Genomic DNA, 18,526 nt, shown 5'->3' on the forward strand with positions numbered 1-18,526 from the left:
GTCGGCATGAGCCGATACGACGTCATAGTGCTGGGCGCAGGCCCCGGCGGCAGCGCCGCCGCGGTGACGGCGGCCCGGGCAGGCTTGCGCGTAGCGTTGATCGACAAGCATCGCTTTCCCCGCAACAAGCTCTGCGGAGGCGGCTTTACCGGTCGGTCCATGCGCTATTTCCGGGAAATCTTCGGGGCCGAGCATCCGGACGCCCCGATGCTGAACCGCAGCTCGGTCACCTTCTGCGCCTTCGGGGAAGAGCTGGGCCGGTATTCGGAAGTTCCGCCGCTCTACATGACCATGCGGCGCACGCTGGATCATGCGCTGATGCAGGCCGCCCTGGACGCCGGGGCCGAGGATGTCACTGGCGCGACCGTCACCGACATCGCCCCCGCGACCGCGACGGTCACGCTGAGCGACCGGACCCTCAGCGCCGACGTGCTGATTGCCGCCGACGGGGTAAGCAGCCCGACTGCCCGCGCGCTTTACGGCCAGCCGTTCGACAAACGCCGCATCGGCTTTGCGCTCGAGGTAGAGCATCCGTCGGACCACCCGGCCCGGACCGAGCTGCGCATCGACTTTGGCGCGGCCGAATGGGGCTATGGGTGGGACTTCCCCAAGACCTGCGGCCGCACCATAGGGGTGGGCGGCGTGCTGTCCCGCAATCCGGACATGAAGGCGAACCTGCGCCGCTACTTGGCGCAGCTGGGTCTGCCGGACGATCAGCCGATCAAGGGTCAGTTCCTGCCTTTTGGCAATTTTCGCCGCGTGCCCGGGCGCGGGCCGACCTTGCTGGCGGGCGACGCCGCGGGGCTGGTCGATCCAATCACAGGCGAAGGCATCGCCTTTGCTCTCAAGAGTGGACAAGAGGCGGCGCAGGCCGCGATTGACGCCCTGGCGCAAGGCCAGCCGTCTACGGCGCTGCCGCGTTACCGCAACGCCCTGAAGCCGATTCATGCGGCCATCACCCAGTCGCGGCTGATTCGGCCGCTGCTGTTCCTGCCGACCTTCCGGCACGGTTTCATCCGCGGATTCCGCGAATCATCCGCGCTTCGTCAGGACTATTTGCGCCTCTTGGCGGGCGAAACCGAGTATTCAGAGATTACACGTCGGACGATTATCCGCCTACCCCGCCACATCTTACGCGCGATATCGGCGAAACTCCGCGCCGATCAGAGTCCTGCCCCCCCCGTGCCTTAATCTTGCCAGATTTCGCCGTTCTTAATGTCATGGTAAGGAATAAACGGGCATAGTCCTACCAAGCGAAGGATGGAAAGCATGGCAATCGTCGGTTTGGTGATCGGAAGCGTTCTGGGACTTTTCGCGTCGGTCACCGGTTGGCTGATGTGGGACTTGTCGGCCTTGTCGGCCTTCGGCCTTTACCTGAGCATCAGCCTCGCCATGGCGACGTTGATGGCCGTCCTAAGCCTTACGCGCCCGTCATCGGACGAAATCGACGGATCCGTGGTCCGGGCCTGACGCCTACCTGACAAACGTAAAAGATCTGTGACCTATTCCGGGTCGAGGCTTTCAGCCTAAATGGCTGACGTGTAACGCCCGGAAAGTCGGGCAAATGACGTCACTCTCAGACAGTTTACAGCAAGACCGCAATCACCAGCAGGTTCGGGATCACGAACACCGCCGCAATGCATAACAGCTTGGCTACGTGCGATGCCCGTGCAAACAGGCTGTTCGACTCCAGCGCATCGCCATAGGCCAGCGCGGCATAGACCAGCGCGCCTGCCTGTCCGTCCTCGACCCGCTGCGTGCGGCGCAGATCGGCGACCGCGGCCTTGTAGCGGGCATCCAGAACGGCAGGGTCGATCCGGTGGTTCTTGGCATCCTTGGCGTCGGACATGGCACGCATTCCTTTGTTGTTTCCTTCGCAGATGGAGCGACTGCGACGCAGGACAAGGGGCTGTGCGCAACACGGTACTCGACCGTAACTTGGGCACAAACCCCGACCCGTGCACGGAAAACCGCCGGGACGGGCCGCGAATCAACTTTCGCTTGCAACGACTCAGGTCAGGCCGCATAAAAAAGGGCGCGACGTTACCACTATCGACCCCACTGCTCCTTCAAGGCTCAGTCAACTCGATCTGTCACTGACCTAGCCGATCTGCCGCAATCCCGCGGGCAGCTGAACGAAGGAGCAAAGACGATGGCAACTGGCACCGTCAAATGGTTCAACACCACCAAAGGCTACGGCTTTATCGCCCCCGACGGCGGCAGCAAGGACGTGTTCGTGCACATCTCTGCTGTTGAGCGTTCGGGCCTGACCGGCCTCGCCGACAATCAGAAAGTCACCTTTGATATCGAACCCGGCCGTGATGGCCGCGAGGCAGCGATCAACCTCGCCCTCGCCTGAGGTTTCGAAAGGTAGCAAGAATTTTCGGGCGTCCCTGCCGGGGGCGCCCGTTTTCGTTTGAGCCGTCAGGACGCGGCCCAATCCACACCCTCGGCGCGCTCCACCCGCAGCGTTCCGTCCGGCCAGGGGCGCATCAGGGGCCGCACGGCCGCTTCGTCCCCCCGCAGCCAAAGCGCCAGATCGCGCTGCGACAACAGCACGCCCATCCGGTCGTGTATCTCGGCCACGTCGCCGCTGGGATCACACGTCACGGTTGCACATTGCGGCACCGCGATCCCCCCGGGCCCCACCCAGATGTCGAAAATCGCCGCGAACCACAGCAGCCCGCCGTCCCGGTCGGAAATCGCCCAGGGCTGCTTGCGCCCCTTCGCCCCGGTCCATTCGTACCAGCCGTCGGCGGGCACCACGCAGCGCGACACCCCGGCAAAGGCGGATTTCTCGAACAGGGTTTCCGACCGCGCGTTCACGATGGTCTCCATCACCGGGCGCCCCCGCGCATTGCGCCGCCCCTGCGGGATCAACCCCCAGCGCATGCGTCGCAACCCCTCTGGCCCAAGTGTCACAACCTCTTGCCCCGGCGCGATATTCCGGCGCGGCGGCTCTGCGTCCAGCGTCTGCTCCACCCCGGCCGCCTCGGCCACGCGGGCCAGGGACGAGGTAAGGAACAGCCGCCCGGGCATGTCAGTCCGAAGCCCGTTCGACCAGTTCGGCGACGCGGGGGCCAAGCTCGGCCACGATACGGCTGACGCCTTCCGCGGTGGGATGGATGCCATCCGCCTGCATGTAGCCGCGCACCTGGGCAGGATTTGCGCCCTCCCCCGCGAGCCCGGCAAAGAAATCCGGCTCAAACAGCGTGTCGTAGGTGTCCGACAGCTCGGGATACATGGCGTTGAAGGACCGCTGGAACTCGGGGCCGTAATTGCCGGGTGCCCGCAGACCGACAAGCAGCACCTCGAGATCGCGCGCCTCGGCCACCTGCAGGATGCCGTCGAGGTTTTGCCGGGACGAGGCCGGGTCCAGCCCGCGCAAGAGGTCGTTGCCCCCAAGCGCCACGATCATCGCATCGGTGTCCGCGCCCAGCGACCATTCGACCCGCGCCAGCCCGCCTGCCGTCGTGTCGCCCGACACGCCCGCGTTCACCACCCGGGCATCGACCCCGCTCTCGTCCAGCCAGGTCTGCAGCTGCGGCACGAACCCGTCGCCCTGCGGCAGGCCATAGCCCGCCGTCAGGCTGTCGCCCAATGCCAGCACCTCGATGGTCTCGGCCTGCGCGGCAACGGGCAAGAGCAATGCCAAACCCACCGCCGCGGCCTTGCTCCGCCACGTGCGGGCCCCATATGACACACAACTGAACATACACAGGCCCCTTTCATGACTGATCCCGTTCTTGCCCTTAAAGATGTGACCCTGCGGCTGAGGGGCAATGCCGGGATGGTGGAAATCCTGCACGACATTACCCTTGACGTGGCGAAGGGCGAAACCCTGGGCCTGATCGGCCCGTCTGGATCGGGCAAATCCTCGCTTCTGATGATCATGGGCGGGCTGGAGATGGCCAGCTCGGGCTCCGTCCTCGCGCTGGGGCAGGACCTGACCACCATGAACGAGGATGCGCTGGCGCGTTTCCGTCGCGACCACATGGGCGTGGTGTTCCAGTCCTTCCACCTGATCCCGACGATGACGGCGCTGGAAAACGTCGCGACACCGCTGGAGCTTGCGGGCCACGACGACGCTTTTGACCGCGCCGCGGCCGAGCTTGAGGCCGTGGGCCTGGCCAACCGCGCGGATCACTACCCCGCGCAGATGTCGGGTGGCGAACAGCAGCGCGTGGCGCTGGCCCGTGCCGCCGCCCCGCGTCCGCAGATTCTGCTGGCGGATGAACCCACCGGCAATCTTGATGGCGCGAACGGTCAGGCGATCATCGACCTGCTGTTCGGTCTGCGCGACCGCCACGGCGCGACGCTGGTTCTGGTCACCCATGCCAACAGCCTGGCTGAAAAATGCGACCGCGTGGTGCGTCTGACCGATGGCCACGTGTCCGATCAGCAGCTTCGGGCGGCGGAATGACCCTGCGCACCTCGGCCCGCTTCGCCCGGCGCGAACTGCGCGGCGGCCTGCGGGGCTTTCGCATCTTTCTGGCTTGTCTGGCCCTTGGCGTTGCCGCCATCGCCGGGGTCGGATCGGTCCGCTCGGCCATCCAGGCGGGGCTCGAGGATCAGGGCGCGGTGCTTCTGGGCGGCGATGCGCAGGCCGAATTCACCTACCGCTTTGCGGATGAGGCAGAGCGGGCGTGGCTTGAGGATGTCGCCACGCAGGTGTCCGAGGTGACCGATTTCCGCTCCATGGTGGTGGTGGACCCCGACGGCGTCGCCGAACGCGCGCTGACCCAGGTCAAATCCGTCGATGCCGCCTATCCGCTGACCGGCCAGGTCGCGCTTGACCCAGCGATGCCGCTGGCCGACGCGCTGGCCGGGGGCGACCTGCCGGGAGCGGTCATGGCCCCGGTTCTGGCCAACCGGCTGGGCCTCAGCCCCGGTGACAGCTTCCGCCTTGGCACGCAGGATTTCACCCTGTCGGCGCTGCTGGTGACCGAACCAGACAACGCAGGCGGCGGGTTCAGCCTTGGCCCCCGCACCATGGTCCGGACAGAGGATCTGCGCGGCACCGGCCTCTTGGAACCCGGCAGCCTGTTCGAGACCGAATACCGCATGACGCTGCCCCCGGGCACCGACCTCGACGCGCTGGAAACGCAAGCCGAGGCGCGGTTCCGCGACACCGGCCTGCGCTGGCGCGATGCACGCAACGGCGCGCCGGGTGTGGCGCGGTTCGTCGACCGGCTGGGGGCCTTTTTGGTTCTGGTGGGCCTTTCGGGCCTCGCCGTGGGCGGCATCGGCGTGTCGGCGGCGGTGCGGTCGTATCTGGCGCGCAAGACCTCGGTCATCGCCACGCTGCGCACGCTGGGGGCCAGCCGCGCGACGATCTTCCAGACGTATTTCATCCAGATCGGCGTGCTCAGCGTCATCGGGATCGTGCTGGGCCTGATCCTCGGTGCGGTAGTGCCGCTTCTCTTCGCGCCGCTGATCACCGCGTCGCTGCCGGTGCCTGCGCTTTTCGCGCTGCATCCCGCCCCGCTGATCGAGGCCGCGATCTACGGCGTCCTGACCGCGCTCCTCTTCACCCTCTGGCCGCTCGCCCGCGCGGAGGAAGTGCGTGCCGCGACGCTTTTTCGCGATGCGCTCGAGGGGGCCAAGGCCCTACCCGCCCTGCGCTACGTTCTGGCCACGGCGGTTCTGGCGGCGCTGCTCATCGGCACCGCGATGGTGTTTTCCGGCAATCCATGGCTCACCAGCTGGACGGCGGGCGGCATCCTGGGCGCGCTGCTGATCCTCAGCCTCGCGGCCTTTGCGATCCGCTGGCTGGCGCGGCGCTCCACCCGTGCCGCGCGCGGCCGCCCGATCCTGCGGTGGGCGCTGGGGTCGATCGGCGGACCGCGCGAAGGCGCGGCATCCGTGGTGCTGTCGCTGGGGCTGGGGCTGTCGGTGCTGGCCGCCGTCGGCCAGATCGACGGCAACCTGCGCAATTCGATCAGCCGCGACCTGCCCGAGGTCGCGCCGTCCTATTTCTTCGTCGACATCCAGAAGGACCAGATGCCCGGCTATCTGGAGCGGCTGCAAGACGACCCTGCCGTCAGCCGCATCGACAGCGCCCCGATGTTGCGCGGCGTGATCACCCAGATCAACGGCGTCGACGCGACCGAAGTGGCGGGCGAACACTGGGTCATTCGCGGCGACCGCGGCATCACCTATGCCGCCACCCCGGGCGAGGATACGACGATCACCGCCGGGGAATTCTGGCCCGAGGATTACCAGGGCGACCCGCAGATCAGTTTCGCCCAGGAAGAGGCGGATGAAATCGGGCTCAAGCTCGGTGACAAGATTACCGTCAACATCCTGGGCCGAGACATCACCGCGACGATCACCAGCTTCCGCGAGGTGGATTTTTCCACCGCCGGGATCGGCTTTGTCATGACGATGAACCCCGCCGCGCTGCAGGGGGCGCCGCATACTTTCATTTCGACCGTCTATGCCGAGCCCGAGGCCGAGGCGCAAATCCTGCGCGATCTGGCCAACCAATTCCCCAACATCACCGCGATTTCCGTGCGTGACGCGCTCGACCGGGTGTCAGAGCTGCTGGCGGGCATCGCGGATGCCACACGCTGGGGTGCCGCGGCGACGCTGCTCACCGGCTTTCTGGTGCTGATCGGGGCGGCGGCGGCGGGCGAAGGCGCGCGCACCTACGAGGCGGCGGTGCTCAAGACACTGGGCGCCAGCCGGTCGCGCATCCTGCGCAGTTTCGCCCTGCGCGCGGCGCTTCTGGGGGCTGCCGCCGGGGCGGTGGCGCTTGTCGCGGGCATCCTGGGTGGCTGGGCGGTCAGCACCTTCATCATGGAAACCCGCTTTGCGGTGATCTGGCCGTCGGCCTTCGGGATCATCATCGGCGGCGTCATCGCCACCTTGCTGGCGGGGCTCGCCTTTGCCTGGCGTCCGCTGGCCGCGCGCCCTGCGCAGGTGCTGCGCGCCCGCGAATAGCCCGGTTGCACAGCCCGGCGCATGGTGGCAAACCCGATCTCATCCCCCAGTCCGGAGCCGCAGCCATGACCGATACCCTGCCGATGCCCATTTCCGCCCCCCTGACGCCCGCCCAGCGCAGCCAGGTGCTCAACCTCGTGCGCCGCGCCGCGCGGGCCGAGATCATGCCGCGGTTCCGTGCGCTCTCGGCAGATCAGATCGACCAGAAAAGCGGCCCGCAGGATCTGGTGACCGAAGCCGACCGCGCATCCGAGGCGATGATCGCCCGCGGCCTCGTGCAGATGTTCCCGAACGCCTTCATCGTGGGCGAAGAGGATGCCGCCAAGAACCCCGATATCATCGCCAAGATCGCCGAGGCCGAAATGGCCTTTACCATCGACCCGGTGGACGGGACCTGGAACTACGCCCACGGGCTGACGCAGTTCGGTGTCATCCTGTCGGTCACGCGCTTCGGCGTGCCGGTCTTCGGGCTGCTTTACGATCCGGTCATGGACGACGCCATTGTCGCGGACGAGGTCGGGCCCGCGCAGATGCTGCAACCGCGCCGCGCGCCGCGCACGCTCAACGCCTCGGTCGGGGGGGAGCTGACCGATCTGCAGGGCTATGCCAACCTCTACATGCTGCCCGAAAACAAACGCGCGGCCATGGCTGCCAGTCTGCCGACGTTCCAGCGCGCCCTGTCGCTGCGCTGCGCCTGCCACGAATTCCGGATGCTGGCGCAGGGCCATGTGGATTTCGTGCTTTCGGCGGGGCTGACGCCTTGGGATCATGCCGCGGGCGCGCTGATCGCAAAACGGGCGGGCTGCCATGTGGCGATGACCGACGGGTCGGACTACCGGGCAGACAGGCGCGACGGCGCGCTGCTGGCGGCGGCGAACATGGCCACCTGGAACCGTCTGCGCGACCACTGGTCGTTCCTTAACGACTGATCAAGACGTGCCGGGGTCGGCCCCCGGCACCCTCACCCGCGGCTATTCCGCCGCTTCGGCATAGTCCGACATCGGCGGACAGGTGCACACCAGGTTGCGGTCGCCATAGGCGTTGTCGACCCGGTTGACCGGCGGCCAGTACTTGTCGACCCGGAACGCGCCCGGCGGGAAACAGCCCTGATCGCGGCTGTAGGGCCGGTCCCAGTCGCCCACCAGGTCCTCGACCGTGTGCGGCGCGTTCTTGAGCGGATTGTTGCCCCGATCCATCTCTCCCGCCTCGATCGCGCGGATTTCTTCGCGGATGGCCAGCATCGCGTCGCAGAACCGGTCCAGCTCGGCCTTGGTCTCGCTCTCGGTCGGCTCCACCATCAGGGTGCCCGCGACCGGCCAGCTCATCGTGGGCGCGTGAAAGCCGCAGTCGATCAGCCGCTTGGCGATATCCTCGACCGTGACGCCGGCCGATTTCTCGAACGGGCGCGTGTCGAGGATGCATTCATGCGCCACGCGGCCCTGATTGCCCTTGTACAGAATGTCGTACGATCCGCTCAGCCGCGCGGCGATGTAGTTGGCGTTCAGGATCGCGACGCGCGTGGCCTGGGTCAGCCCCTCGCCGCCCATCATCAGGCAATAGGCCCAGCTGATCGGCAGCAACGAGGGCGAGCCGAACGGCGCGGCCGACACCGACCCCACCCCCGGCTCCAGCGGATGCGACGGCAGGTGCGGTACGAGGTGCTTTTTCACGCCGATGGGGCCCATGCCAGGGCCGCCGCCGCCATGCGGGATGCAGAACGTCTTGTGCAGGTTCAGGTGGCTCACGTCGCCGCCCAGATCGCCGGGTCGTGACAGGCCGACCATGGCGTTCATGTTGGCCCCGTCGATATAGACCTGACCACCGTGCCGATGCACGATCTCGCAGACCTCTTTCACCGTCTCCTCGAACACGCCGTGGGTCGACGGATAGGTGATCATGCAGCCCGCGAGGTTGTCGGCATGCTCCGCCGCCTTGGCGCGGAAATCCTCAAGATCGATATCGCCGCGCGCATCGTCCTTGATCGGCACCACCTTCCAGCCGACCATCTGCGCGCTGGCCGGGTTTGTGCCGTGGGCGTTCATCGGGATGAGGCAGACGTTGCGGTGCCCCTGCCCCTGAGCGCGATGCCAGTCGGCAATCGTCAGAAGCCCGGCGTATTCGCCCTGCGCGCCGGAGTTGGGCTGCATCGAAATCGCATCGTAGCCGGTGATTGCGCACAGCTTTTTCGACAGGTCGTCGATCAGTTCGTGATAGCCGCGCGCCTGATCCTTGGGCGCGTAGGGGTGCATGTGCGCGAACTGGTGCCAGCTGACCGGCGCCATCTCTGCCGCCGAGTTCAGCTTCATCGTGCAGGACCCGAGCGGGATCATCGCGCGATCGAGCGCAAGGTCGCGGTCCGCCAGACGGCGCATGTAGCGCATCATCTCGGTCTCGGCCCGGTTCATGTGAAAGACGTCGTGTTCCAGATAGGCGCTCTTGCGGCACAGCGCGTCGGGCAGGCGGTACGCCGGTTCATCCGCATCCGCCTCACGCCAGAGGCCGAAGGCGCGCCAGACGCCTTCGATGGTTTCGGGCCGCGTGCTTTCGTCAAGCGTGATGCCGACCTTGGTCTTGCCGACCCGGCGCAAGTTGATGCCTTCCTTGATCGCCGCCTGCAGCACGCCGCGCTGCAAGAGGCCCACGTCGACGGTGATCGTGTCGAAGAACTCTTTCGGCTCGATGCTGAAGCCCGCCATCTCGAGCCCCTCGGCCAGTCGCACGGTCTTGCGGTGGATGCGCTGCGCGATGGCGCGCAGACCTTCGGGGCCGTGAAAGACCGCGTAAAACCCCGCCATGACCGCCAGCAGCGCCTGTGCGGTGCAGACGTTCGACGTGGCCTTTTCGCGGCGGATATGCTGTTCGCGGGTCTGCAGCGACAGCCGGTAGGCGCGGTTGCCGTGGCTGTCGATCGACACCCCGACGATCCGCCCCGGCATCGCCCGCTTGAGCGCATCGCGGCATGCCATATAGGCCGCGTGCGGCCCGCCAAAGCCCATCGGCACGCCAAAGCGCTGGGTCGAGCCCACCGCGATGTCGGCGCCCATCGCCCCCGGTTCCTTGAGCAGGCACAGCGCCATGGGATCGGCGCTCATCACCGCGATGGCCTTGGCCTCGTGCAGATCGGCGATCAGGTCGCTGAAATCGCGCAGATGGCCATGGGTGCCCGGGTACTGGAAGATCGCGCCAAAGACCGCCTGTGCATCCAGATCGTCAGGGTTGCCGACGATGATCTCGATCCCCAACGGCGCGGCGCGCGTGCGCATCACCGCGATGTTCTGCGGATGGCAGTTTTCATCCACGAAAAACGCTTTCGCCTTCGATTTCGCAACCCGCAGCGCCATGGTCATCGCCTCGGCGCAGGCGGTCGATTCGTCGAGGAGTGATGCGTTCGCCACCTCTAGGCCCGTCAGATCGCACACCATGGTCTGGTAGTTCAGCAGCGCCTCGAGCCGCCCCTGGCTGATCTCGGGCTGATAGGGCGTGTAGGCGGTGTACCAGGCGGGATTTTCGAAGATGTTGCGCTGGATCGCAGGCGGCGTGACCGTCCCGTGATAGCCCATCCCGATCAGCGAACTGAGCACCCGGTTCTTGTTCGCCGTCTCGCGCATGTGATGCATCAGCATCCGTTCCGACAGCGGCTTGCCGAACTCCAGCGGCTTGGCCTGGCGGATGGATTTCGGCACTGTCTCGTCGATCAGCGCGTTCACATCCGCGACGCCCAGCACATCGCACATCTCGGCCATCTCGGAGGGCGAGGGGCCGATATGGCGCCGGTTGGCGAAATCGTAGGGAAGGTACTCGGTCGGTTCATAGCTCATGATAGGCCTCTCGCGCTGCCGGGGCCGCACAGGTGCCGTCACCCCGTTTCATCTGCCCGGAAATACTTCGGGGGGTCCGGGGGGCTGGCCCCCCGGTACCCGTTCGGCCGCACTCAGCTGATGAACTTCTTGTAGGCGGCTTCGTCCATGTAGTCGTCCAGCACCGACAGGTCCTCTACCTCGACCTTGAAGAACCACGACTCGCCCTCGGGGTCGTCGTTGACCTTGCCCGGCTCGTCCACCAGCGGGCTGTTGACCTCGACGATCGTGCCGTCGATCGGGGCCAGAATGTCCGACGCCGCCTTGACGCTTTCGATCACCACGATCTCGTCATCCTTGGCGATGGTGCTGCCGACGTCGGGCAGTTCCACGAACACCACGTCGCCCAGCTGTTCGGCGGCGTGTTCGGTGATGCCGACAACCACGACATTGCCCTCTTCGACGCGCAGCCATTCATGCTCTTCGGTAAATTTCATCTCGGTCTCCCGTCTGGTCTATCTCTTGAATCCGGCAGGTACGAAGGGCAGCTTTTCCACCTGAAGCGGCAGCCGCTTGCCCCGCACCGCGCCATACATCCGCTTGCCCGGTGTGGCCAGCGCCGCGGGCACATAGCCCATCGCCACGGGCGCGCCCACGGTCGGACCGAACCCGCCCGAGGTGATGCGCCCCACAGGATCGCCACCCGTGTCATCGGCAAAGATTTCCACCCCCTCGCGCATCGGCGCACGGCCTTCGGGGCGCAGACCCACCCGCTTGATCGCGACGCCTTCGGCCATCTGCCAGGCAATCTGGTCGGCACCGGGATAGCCGCCCGCGCGCGCGCCACCGGGGCGGCGCACCTTCTGGATGGCCCAGGTCAGCGCCGCCTCCACGGGCGAGGTTTCGGCGTCGATGTCATGGCCGTAAAGGCACAGCCCCGCCTCGAGCCGCAGGCTGTCGCGCGCGCCAAGGCCGATGGGTTCCACATCGTCATGCGCCAGCAGCGCCCGCGCCAGCGCCTCGGCGGCGGCATCGGGCACCGAAATCTCGAACCCGTCCTCACCGGTATAGCCCGACCGCGACACCCAGCATTCCGCACCGGCAAGCTCCAGCGTCGCCACATCCATGAACGCCATGTCGCGCACGGCCGTATTCAGCCCGGCAAGCACCTCTTCGGCGGCGGGCCCCTGCAGCGCCAGCAGCGCGCGGTTGTCCAGCAGCTTGACCACGACGTCCGGTTCCAGCGCCGCGCGCATCCGCGCCACATCGGCCTCCTTGCAGGCGGCGTTGACCACGACGAACAGGTGATCGCCGCGGTTGGCGATCATCAGATCATCCTCGATCCCGCCGCCGTCATTGGTGAAAAAGCCGTAGCGCTGGCGATTTTCGGCCAGCCCCACCACATCGACGGGCACGAGCCGTTCCAGCGCCTCTGCCGCGTCTGCCTTGCGCGACCGCAGCACGACCTGCCCCATGTGGCTGACGTCGAAGAGCCCGGCCCTGGTGCGGGTGTGCTGATGTTCCTTGAGCACGCCCAGCGGATAGCTCACCGGCATTTCGTAGCCGGCAAATTCCACGATCTTGGCCCCAAGCTCCTCATGCAGCGCGAAAAGCGGCGTGCGCTTCAGCGCGTCGGGATCGTCCTGCGGTGCTGCGTGGTGGTGGTGGTGGTGCGGTTCGCCCGGCCCATGCGCCACACCGCAGGCGCAGACGTCTTCGCGCACCTCGTACTGGCTCAGGTCGTTCTGTCCGTCCTTGTCGCCGCTTTCGCCCATGTGAACCCCCGCCGGTTTTCCCCGCACGTCGGTCCGGGGTCGGATTGCGTCATAAGATGCGGAAAGCCCCACATCCGAAACGCCCCATCTGTCCTTTTGCCTGAGATCGTTATCCCTTCGGCGGATGCAGGTCAAAAAGTCCTGCAACTCTCTCCAGAGTCTGTGCCGCGCAACGGTCCTGGGGCCTGAGAGTTTCCGGGGCGGTTGCTCCTTCGGCACCGGCTGTGCCGGTTCTCCCATCGCGTGGTGAGGGCACGCTAGTCCAGTTGCCGGGGTTAGACAAGCACCTCGCCGACCGGGCCGGTGCAGGCCCTCTCCGGTGCCAGGATTTCAAGCAGCGCGGTGTTGTCGCAGACCAGCGCATCCAGCGTCACCGGGTCGAGCGTGGCATAAAACGCCTCCGCAGCGCGGGACAGGATCCCGCGCAGCCGGCAGGCGTCGGTCAACGGACAGGTGTTGTCGGCATCGGCGAAACATTCGGCCAGCGGCACCGGCGCCTCGAAGGCGCGAAAGACCTCGCCGATGACGATTCGGTCGGCGGGGCGGCCCAGTTCCAGACCGCCGTGCCGCCCGCGCCGCGTGTGCAGATAGCCCAGCTGCGCCAGTTGGTTGATGATCTGCGCCACGTGATTTTCCGAGGCCGCGCAGGCGCGCGACACTTCTGCCTTGGTCACCAGTTCGTCCGGATGTGCCGCGCAATACATCAGCACCCGCATGGCGATATTGGTTCTTTTCGTGACGCGCACCGGGCTGCTCCTGCTGCAATTCCTGATCAAGACTAGCGGACATGCGCAATGCGGGGTTTGACATACATCAATGGCCGTCCACTTATATCGGCATGGGCAATGCATATTTCTTTGGCTACGGATCGCTGGTGAACCGGCAAACGCATATCTATGCGCCCTGTCACGCGGCGCGGGCGCATGGCTGGCGGCGGGCCTGGCGGTTCGCGGCGGACCGGCAGGTGGCGTTCCTGACCGTGATCCCGGATCCCGATTGCAGCATCGATGGGCTGATCGCGCCGGTGCCCGGGGCCGACTGGGCGGCGCTCGACCTGCGCGAGGCGGCCTATGACCGCCTGCCCGCAGAGGTCGATCATCCGCTGCCCGCCGACAGCACCGATATCGCGATCTATGCCATCCCGCCCGACCGGCTGAACCGGCCCGATGCCGATCATCCGGTCCTGCTCAGTTACATTGACGTGGTGCTGCAAGGCTATCTTGCGGTCTGGGGACGCGACGGCGCCGACAGGTTCCTGGCCACAACCGACGGGTGGGAGGCGCCGATCCTCGATGACCGGCACCAGCCCCGTTATCCGCGCGCGCAAACCCTGTCGGGGGCCGATCGCGCATATGTCGATGCCGCCCTTGCGCGGCTGGGTTGCAGGACCTTCGCCTGATGCTGTCGAAACCGCTCCTGCTGCTGAAACGGCTGACACGCAGGCTGGGGGTGCGGGTGCTGCTGATGTCGCTGCTGGCCCTGGTCGCCGCGTTCCTCGCCCGCACCATCGACCCGCTCATTCCCGACGAGTTGAAAGATCGGTTCGACCGCGACGCCGTGCTGCCGATCCTCAACATCCTGGCCTCGTCGATGCTGGCGGCGACGACGTTTTCGCTGGGCGTCATGGTCCAGGCGTTTCAGGCCGCGTCCGGTCAGGCCACGCCACGCGCCTACCGGATCCTGATGCAGGACGGCACGACGCAGACGGTGCTGGCGACCTTTGTCAGCACCTTCCTGTTCTCGCTCACCTCGATCGTGATGTTCCGGGCCGAATACTACACCAATGCCGCAGCGGTTGTGATCTTTGGCCTGACAGTGCTGAGCATCGTGCTGATCATCATCGCGATCCTGCGCTGGATCGACCATCTCAGCCAGCTTGGCAGCATGGATCACACCCTGCGCATGGTCGAGGTGGGGGCGCGCAATTGCCTGAAATCCGCGGCCGAGGCGCCCTGCCTAGGCGCGCAGGAACTGGACCCTGATGCCGAAATTCCAACGGACGGAATCCCGGTGCGGGCGCGCAATTCGGGCTACGTGCAGTTCGTCAATCTGCCAGAGATGCATGAAGAGATCGAAGAGGCAGGGGCCGAGATCTGGGTCACCGCGCCACCCGGCCGCTTCGTGCTCCGGGATGCGCCGCTGGGCTATCTGATCGGAGGCAGCGAAGAGCTTGCCGAAAAGGCCAGCGCCAACTTCACCCTTGGGCGCGAACGTACGCTGGAACAGGACGCGCGGTTCGGCCTGATCATGATGGCCGAGATCGCGGCCCGGGCGCTGTCGCCCGGGGTCAACGACCCGGGCACCGCCATCGACGTGATCCAGCGGCTCAAGCGTTTGCTTTGGGAACATGGCAACGACACCAGCGACACGCCGGATGTGAAGTACCGCTGCGCCCACGTGCCGCGCATCGGCGCCGACGACCTCGTTGACGATTCCTTTGACGTGATCATCCGCGACGGCGCGGGCCGACCCGAGGTGATCGGCCAGGTCCTGCACGCGCTTGGCGATCTGGAGAACAGCGATTGGGAGGCCCTTGTCCGCGCGGCCCAGGCAAAGCAGGACTATGCCGCCGAACATGCCGAAGCAGCACTTTCGGTGCAGTCCGACCGCGACGCCATCGCGTCGCTCAGAGACTGATACCGGACCTCAGCGTCGGTTGCTGAGCATCGAAAAAAGCTGTCTCCGGCGCAGGAACGGCGGGCGCGGGTCGCCGGGTCCGACAGGACCCGGCGCGCCGGTCAGAACGCACGCCTGCCGATTGGACAGCTGGCGTAGGCCCTAGCCTTGGGCCAGGCTCCGCGCGCGCACCACCTGCATCAGCGGCATCACATCGGCCATTTCCGGCCCGCGCTGCTGGCCCGTCACGGCAAGACGCAGCGGCATGAACAGACCCTTGCCCTTGCGGCCGGTCTTTTCCTTCACCTCTGTCGTCCAGTTGGCCCAGGTGTCCGCGTCGTAAGGCCCTTCGGGCAGCAGGGCCATGGCCTGCGCCACGAACTCTCGGTCCTCGTCGGCCACGACCGGTTCCGCCCCGTCGCTAAACAGCCGCCACCAGCCCGCCAGATCGGCGCGGGTGGTGATGTTTTCGCGGGCCACGCGCCAGAAAAGCGCGGCCTTGTCGTCGGGCACGCCAAGCGCGCGCAGATCGTCGGCCACCGCATCGATGGGCAGTTGCTGCAACTTGCGCGCGGTCAGGGGATAAAGGTCGTTCACGTCGAACTTGGTCGGTGCCGACCCGAACTGCGACAGCTCGAACCCATCGGCGATCTCGTCCAGCGACATCCGCAATTCGACCGGCTGCGACGATCCCAGCCGCGCCATCAGGCTCAGCAGCGCCTCGGGCTCCACCCCTTGTGCGCGCAGATCCTTGAGCGCGAGCGAGCCCAGCCGTTTCGACAGGCCTTCACCCTGCGGCCCGGTCAGCAGGCTGTGATGCGCAAAGGCGGGCGGCGTGCCGCCCAGCGCCTGGATGATCTGGATCTGCGTCGCGGTGTTGGTCACGTGGTCCGACCCGCGCACCACATGGGTCACGCCCATCTCGGTGTCATCGACCACTGATGCCATGGTATAAAGGTTCTGTCCGTCGGCCTTGATCAGCACCGGGTCCGACAGGCTGGCCGCGTCGATGGACAGATCGCCCAGAATGCCATCGTGCCATTCGATGCGTTCCTGATCCAGCTTGAACCGCCAGACGCCCGGCCCCCGCTCTTCGCGCAGTTTGGCCTTTTCGTCCTCCGACAGCGCCAGGGCCGACCGGTCATAGACCGGCGGCTTGCCCATGTTGAGCTGCTTCTTGCGCTTGAGGTCCAGTTCCGTCGGCGTCTCGAACGCCTCGTAGAACCGGCCCATATCTCGCAGTTGATCTGCTGCCTCGGCATACCGGTCAAGCCGCTCGGACTGTCGTTCGGTCCGGTCCCAGGTCAGGCCCAGCCATTCCAGGTCGATCTTGATCTGGTCGACATATTCCTGTTTCGACCGCACCGGATCGGTGTCGTCGATGCGCAGAATGAACTCCCCACCCGCCTTGCGGGCGATGAGGTAGTTGAACAGCGCGGTGCGCAGGTTGCCCACGTGGATGAAACCGGTGGGCGACGGGGCGAAACGGGTGGTGGTCATCGGCATCTCCTGTTGCAGGGTGCCATTTCACAAGGGCGTCCCTTTGTCCATATCCGCAGGCCAGACCCGGCACGCCAGGGCCAAGCCCGCCAGCGCCAGAATTGCCAGGATCAAAAGCGCGGCCCCCATGCCCAGCGTCGCGCCCGCCCAGCCCGCCAGCGGATAGGTCAGCAGCCAGCAGGCATGGCTGAGCGCGAATTGCGCGGCGAAAAGCGCGGGCCGGTCCTCCGCCCCCGCCGACCGGCGCAAGAGCCGCCCCGAAGGTGTCAGCACCGCCGAGTAAAGCGCGCCGATCACGACCCAGAGCCCCAGGAAGGCGCCCCAGCCCGGCAGTCCCTGAACCATCAGCCAAAGCGCCAGCGCCAGTGCCACCAGCGCCTGCGCCGTCCCGGCGGCCATCATCACCGCGCGGTCGCCCAGCCGCTCCAGCACCGGTGGCAGGGCCAGTGCCGCGGCCATCGACCCCGCGCCGTAGGCCGCCATCGCCAGGGCCAGCGCGGCCTCCCCCCGGCCAAACCCCGCGCGCACCAGCACCACGGTATTCACCAGCACGAAGGCCCCCGCCGCGGCCGCCCCCAGATTCAGCGCCAGCAGGCCCCGCAACCGCGGCGTCGCCAGATAAATCCGCACGCCCCGTGTCACACGGTCTGAAAACGGCCGATACGTTCCGTGTATGGCGGGCAAGGTGACACTCAGCACCAGCGCGGCAGAGGCCAGAAACCCCAGGGTGGTTCCGACGAAAAGGCCCGAATAGCTCATCACCCCAAGCAAGAGCCCCGCCAGGGCCGGGCTGCTGAGGTTCTCCAGATCATAGGCCAGCCGCGACAGCGACAGCGCGCGGGTATAATCGCCTTCGTTGGGCAGCACGTCGGGCAGCGTCGCCTGATAGGCGGGCGTGAAGGTGGCCGAGGCGCATTGAAGCGCAAAAACAAGGCCGTAGACCTGCCAGACCTCGGTCACGAAGGGCAGGCACAGCGCCACGGCCGCGCGCACCAGATCCGCGCCGACCAGCACCGTGCGGCGCGGCCAGCGCACCGCCCAGGCCTGCGCCAGCGGGCTCAGCCCCACATAGGCCAGCATCTTGATCGTATAGACAAGGCCCAGCACCGCGCCCGCCTGCCCTCCGGCCAGATCGAAGGCCAGCAACCCCAGCGCCACGGTCAACAGACCCGAGCCCGTCAGGGCCACGACCTGTGCTGCAAAAAGCCGGGCATAGACGGGGTTGCGAAAGAGGGTGCGCATGCGCCAAACCTACGGCAGTCCCCGCCCCGGTCAATCGTCAGGCCCCTCATGCGCGCTTTCATCGCCCTGCCCCTGCCCCCCTCGGACGCCGAGGTGATCGAGGCGCTGCAGGAACGCCTGACCGTGGGACGCACGGTGCCGCCGGAAAACCTGCACCTGACGCTGGCCTTTCTGGATGAACAACCGCTGCCCATGCTCGAAGCGGTCCACGAAGAGCTGACAGAGATCACGGGGCCCGCAATCACGCTGGCCCTGTCGGAGTTTCAGAGCCTGGGTGGCCACGGCGGCCATGCGCTGGCCATCCGCGCCGATGGCGGCGCCGCGCTGCGCGACCTGCAGGCGCGCCTATTGTCGCGTCTGCGTGGGCTGGGCCTCGAGCTGCCGCGCCGCCGCTTTCGCCCGCATGTCACCGTGGCCCGCCTGCCCGGTCGCATGACGCCGGAGCAGCAGGAAAAGCTGGGCCGCTTTCTGGCCCGCGAAAGCCCGGTCGGCCTGCCGAACGTCCGGATCGACCGCGTCACGCTTTACCGGTCGATCCTGCACAAGACCGGTGCGATCCACGAACCGCTGGCCGACTATCCGCTGGGATCGTAGGCGGCCGATACCGATCGGCGTTGAGTAGCGGCCCCCGACCACCTATATCCGCAGCAA

General features: G+C 66.6%; 18 protein-coding genes and 2 riboswitches. Of the genes, 9 read left to right on the top strand and 9 right to left on the bottom strand.

Annotated elements, in window-relative coordinates; translation table 11 throughout:
- Window positions 1-6 precede the first annotated feature (6 nt).
- Both ACOXXX_RS10275 and ACOXXX_RS10280 read left to right on the top strand, forming a co-directional pair.
- A complete protein-coding gene (locus ACOXXX_RS10275; protein WP_422826487.1) occupies window positions 7-1,191 on the top strand; it encodes a geranylgeranyl reductase family protein in 1,185 nt (394 codons plus the stop codon).
- A 78-nt stretch (window positions 1,192-1,269) separates the two neighbouring features.
- The gene (locus tag ACOXXX_RS10280; RefSeq protein WP_422826488.1) at window positions 1,270-1,470 is read left to right on the top strand and encodes a hypothetical protein; all 201 of its coding nucleotides are present in this window, start codon (window positions 1,270-1,272) and stop codon (window positions 1,468-1,470) included.
- 115 nt (window positions 1,471-1,585) lie between these two features.
- Here the strand turns inward: ACOXXX_RS10280 and ACOXXX_RS10285 are convergent, their stop codons facing one another.
- The gene (locus ACOXXX_RS10285; RefSeq protein ID WP_422826489.1) at window positions 1,586-1,849 is read right to left on the bottom strand and encodes a hypothetical protein; all 264 of its coding nucleotides are present in this window, start codon (window positions 1,847-1,849) and stop codon (window positions 1,586-1,588) included.
- Window positions 1,850-2,152: 303 nt separating this feature from the next.
- Between ACOXXX_RS10285 and ACOXXX_RS10290 the strand changes: the two genes are divergently transcribed.
- Window positions 2,153-2,359, top strand: coding sequence for a cold-shock protein (locus tag ACOXXX_RS10290; protein ID WP_422826490.1), 207 nt, complete (start codon window positions 2,153-2,155; stop codon window positions 2,357-2,359).
- Window positions 2,360-2,424: 65 nt separating this feature from the next.
- Here the strand turns inward: ACOXXX_RS10290 and ACOXXX_RS10295 are convergent, their stop codons facing one another.
- On the bottom strand, window positions 2,425-3,039 hold the full coding sequence (locus ACOXXX_RS10295) for an SOS response-associated peptidase (RefSeq protein ID WP_422826491.1): 615 nt from the start codon (window positions 3,037-3,039) through the stop codon (window positions 2,425-2,427).
- 1 nt (window position 3,040) lies between these two features.
- Window positions 3,041-3,715: an arylesterase gene (locus tag ACOXXX_RS10300; RefSeq protein WP_422826492.1), complete on the bottom strand. Its 675-nt coding sequence runs from the start codon at window positions 3,713-3,715 to the stop codon at window positions 3,041-3,043.
- Between the two features lie 15 nt (window positions 3,716-3,730).
- Here ACOXXX_RS10300 and ACOXXX_RS10305 point away from each other — a divergent pair, with 15 nt between their 5' ends.
- The 3 genes from ACOXXX_RS10305 (at window position 3,731) to ACOXXX_RS10315 (ending at window position 7,874) form a co-directional block, all read left to right on the top strand.
- Window positions 3,731-4,423 carry an ABC transporter ATP-binding protein gene (locus tag ACOXXX_RS10305; protein WP_422826493.1) on the top strand — a complete coding sequence of 231 codons (693 nt, stop codon included), beginning with the start codon at window positions 3,731-3,733 and terminating at the stop codon, window positions 4,421-4,423.
- A complete protein-coding gene (locus tag ACOXXX_RS10310) occupies window positions 4,420-6,945 on the top strand; it encodes an ABC transporter permease (protein ID WP_422826494.1) in 2,526 nt (841 codons plus the stop codon). Before ACOXXX_RS10305 ends, ACOXXX_RS10310 begins: the two co-directional genes overlap by 4 nt.
- A gap of 65 nt (window positions 6,946-7,010) precedes the next feature.
- Entirely contained in the window at window positions 7,011-7,874 is an 864-nt protein-coding gene (locus ACOXXX_RS10315) for an inositol monophosphatase family protein (RefSeq protein WP_422826495.1), read from the top strand.
- A gap of 42 nt (window positions 7,875-7,916) precedes the next feature.
- Here ACOXXX_RS10315 and gcvP read toward each other — a convergent pair whose 3' ends face one another.
- From gcvP to ACOXXX_RS10335, 4 genes are all read right to left on the bottom strand, one after another.
- Complete coding sequence (gene gcvP, locus ACOXXX_RS10320; RefSeq protein ID WP_422826496.1) at window positions 7,917-10,763, bottom strand: aminomethyl-transferring glycine dehydrogenase; 2,847 nt, start codon at window positions 10,761-10,763, stop codon at window positions 7,917-7,919.
- A gap of 113 nt (window positions 10,764-10,876) precedes the next feature.
- Window positions 10,877-11,239, bottom strand: coding sequence for a glycine cleavage system protein GcvH (gene gcvH / locus ACOXXX_RS10325; RefSeq protein WP_422826497.1), 363 nt, complete (start codon window positions 11,237-11,239; stop codon window positions 10,877-10,879).
- A gap of 18 nt (window positions 11,240-11,257) precedes the next feature.
- Entirely contained in the window at window positions 11,258-12,517 is a 1,260-nt protein-coding gene (gene gcvT, locus ACOXXX_RS10330; protein WP_422826498.1) for a glycine cleavage system aminomethyltransferase GcvT, read from the bottom strand.
- A gap of 87 nt (window positions 12,518-12,604) precedes the next feature.
- Window positions 12,605-12,675: riboswitch (glycine riboswitch) on the bottom strand.
- Window positions 12,676-12,680: 5 nt separating this feature from the next.
- A riboswitch (glycine riboswitch) is annotated at window positions 12,681-12,766 on the bottom strand.
- Between the two features lie 26 nt (window positions 12,767-12,792).
- The gene (locus ACOXXX_RS10335; protein ID WP_422826499.1) at window positions 12,793-13,263 is read right to left on the bottom strand and encodes an RrF2 family transcriptional regulator; all 471 of its coding nucleotides are present in this window, start codon (window positions 13,261-13,263) and stop codon (window positions 12,793-12,795) included.
- Between the two features lie 92 nt (window positions 13,264-13,355).
- Here ACOXXX_RS10335 and ACOXXX_RS10340 point away from each other — a divergent pair, with 92 nt between their 5' ends.
- Both ACOXXX_RS10340 and ACOXXX_RS10345 read left to right on the top strand, forming a co-directional pair.
- Window positions 13,356-13,916 (top strand): gamma-glutamylcyclotransferase family protein, encoded by a 561-nt coding sequence (locus tag ACOXXX_RS10340; RefSeq protein ID WP_422826500.1) that lies wholly within the window; start codon window positions 13,356-13,358, stop codon window positions 13,914-13,916.
- Window positions 13,916-15,154: a DUF2254 domain-containing protein gene (locus ACOXXX_RS10345; RefSeq protein WP_422826501.1), complete on the top strand. Its 1,239-nt coding sequence runs from the start codon at window positions 13,916-13,918 to the stop codon at window positions 15,152-15,154. Before ACOXXX_RS10340 ends, ACOXXX_RS10345 begins: the two co-directional genes overlap by 1 nt.
- Before the next feature lie 141 nt (window positions 15,155-15,295).
- On the opposite strand, the gene gltX is transcribed toward ACOXXX_RS10345, so the two are convergent.
- Window positions 15,296-16,633, bottom strand: coding sequence for a glutamate--tRNA ligase (gene gltX / locus ACOXXX_RS10350; RefSeq protein ID WP_422826502.1), 1,338 nt, complete (start codon window positions 16,631-16,633; stop codon window positions 15,296-15,298).
- 27 nt (window positions 16,634-16,660) lie between these two features.
- The gene (locus ACOXXX_RS10355; protein WP_422826503.1) at window positions 16,661-17,875 is read right to left on the bottom strand and encodes an MFS transporter; all 1,215 of its coding nucleotides are present in this window, start codon (window positions 17,873-17,875) and stop codon (window positions 16,661-16,663) included.
- Between the two features lie 48 nt (window positions 17,876-17,923).
- Here ACOXXX_RS10355 and thpR point away from each other — a divergent pair, with 48 nt between their 5' ends.
- Window positions 17,924-18,469 carry an RNA 2',3'-cyclic phosphodiesterase gene (gene thpR, locus ACOXXX_RS10360; protein WP_422826504.1) on the top strand — a complete coding sequence of 182 codons (546 nt, stop codon included), beginning with the start codon at window positions 17,924-17,926 and terminating at the stop codon, window positions 18,467-18,469.
- Window positions 18,470-18,526: the final 57 nt, after the last annotated feature.

The sequence above is a fragment of the Thalassococcus sp. BH17M4-6 genome, from assembly GCF_049323015.1.
Taxonomy (GTDB): Bacteria; Pseudomonadota; Alphaproteobacteria; order Rhodobacterales; family Rhodobacteraceae; genus Puniceibacterium.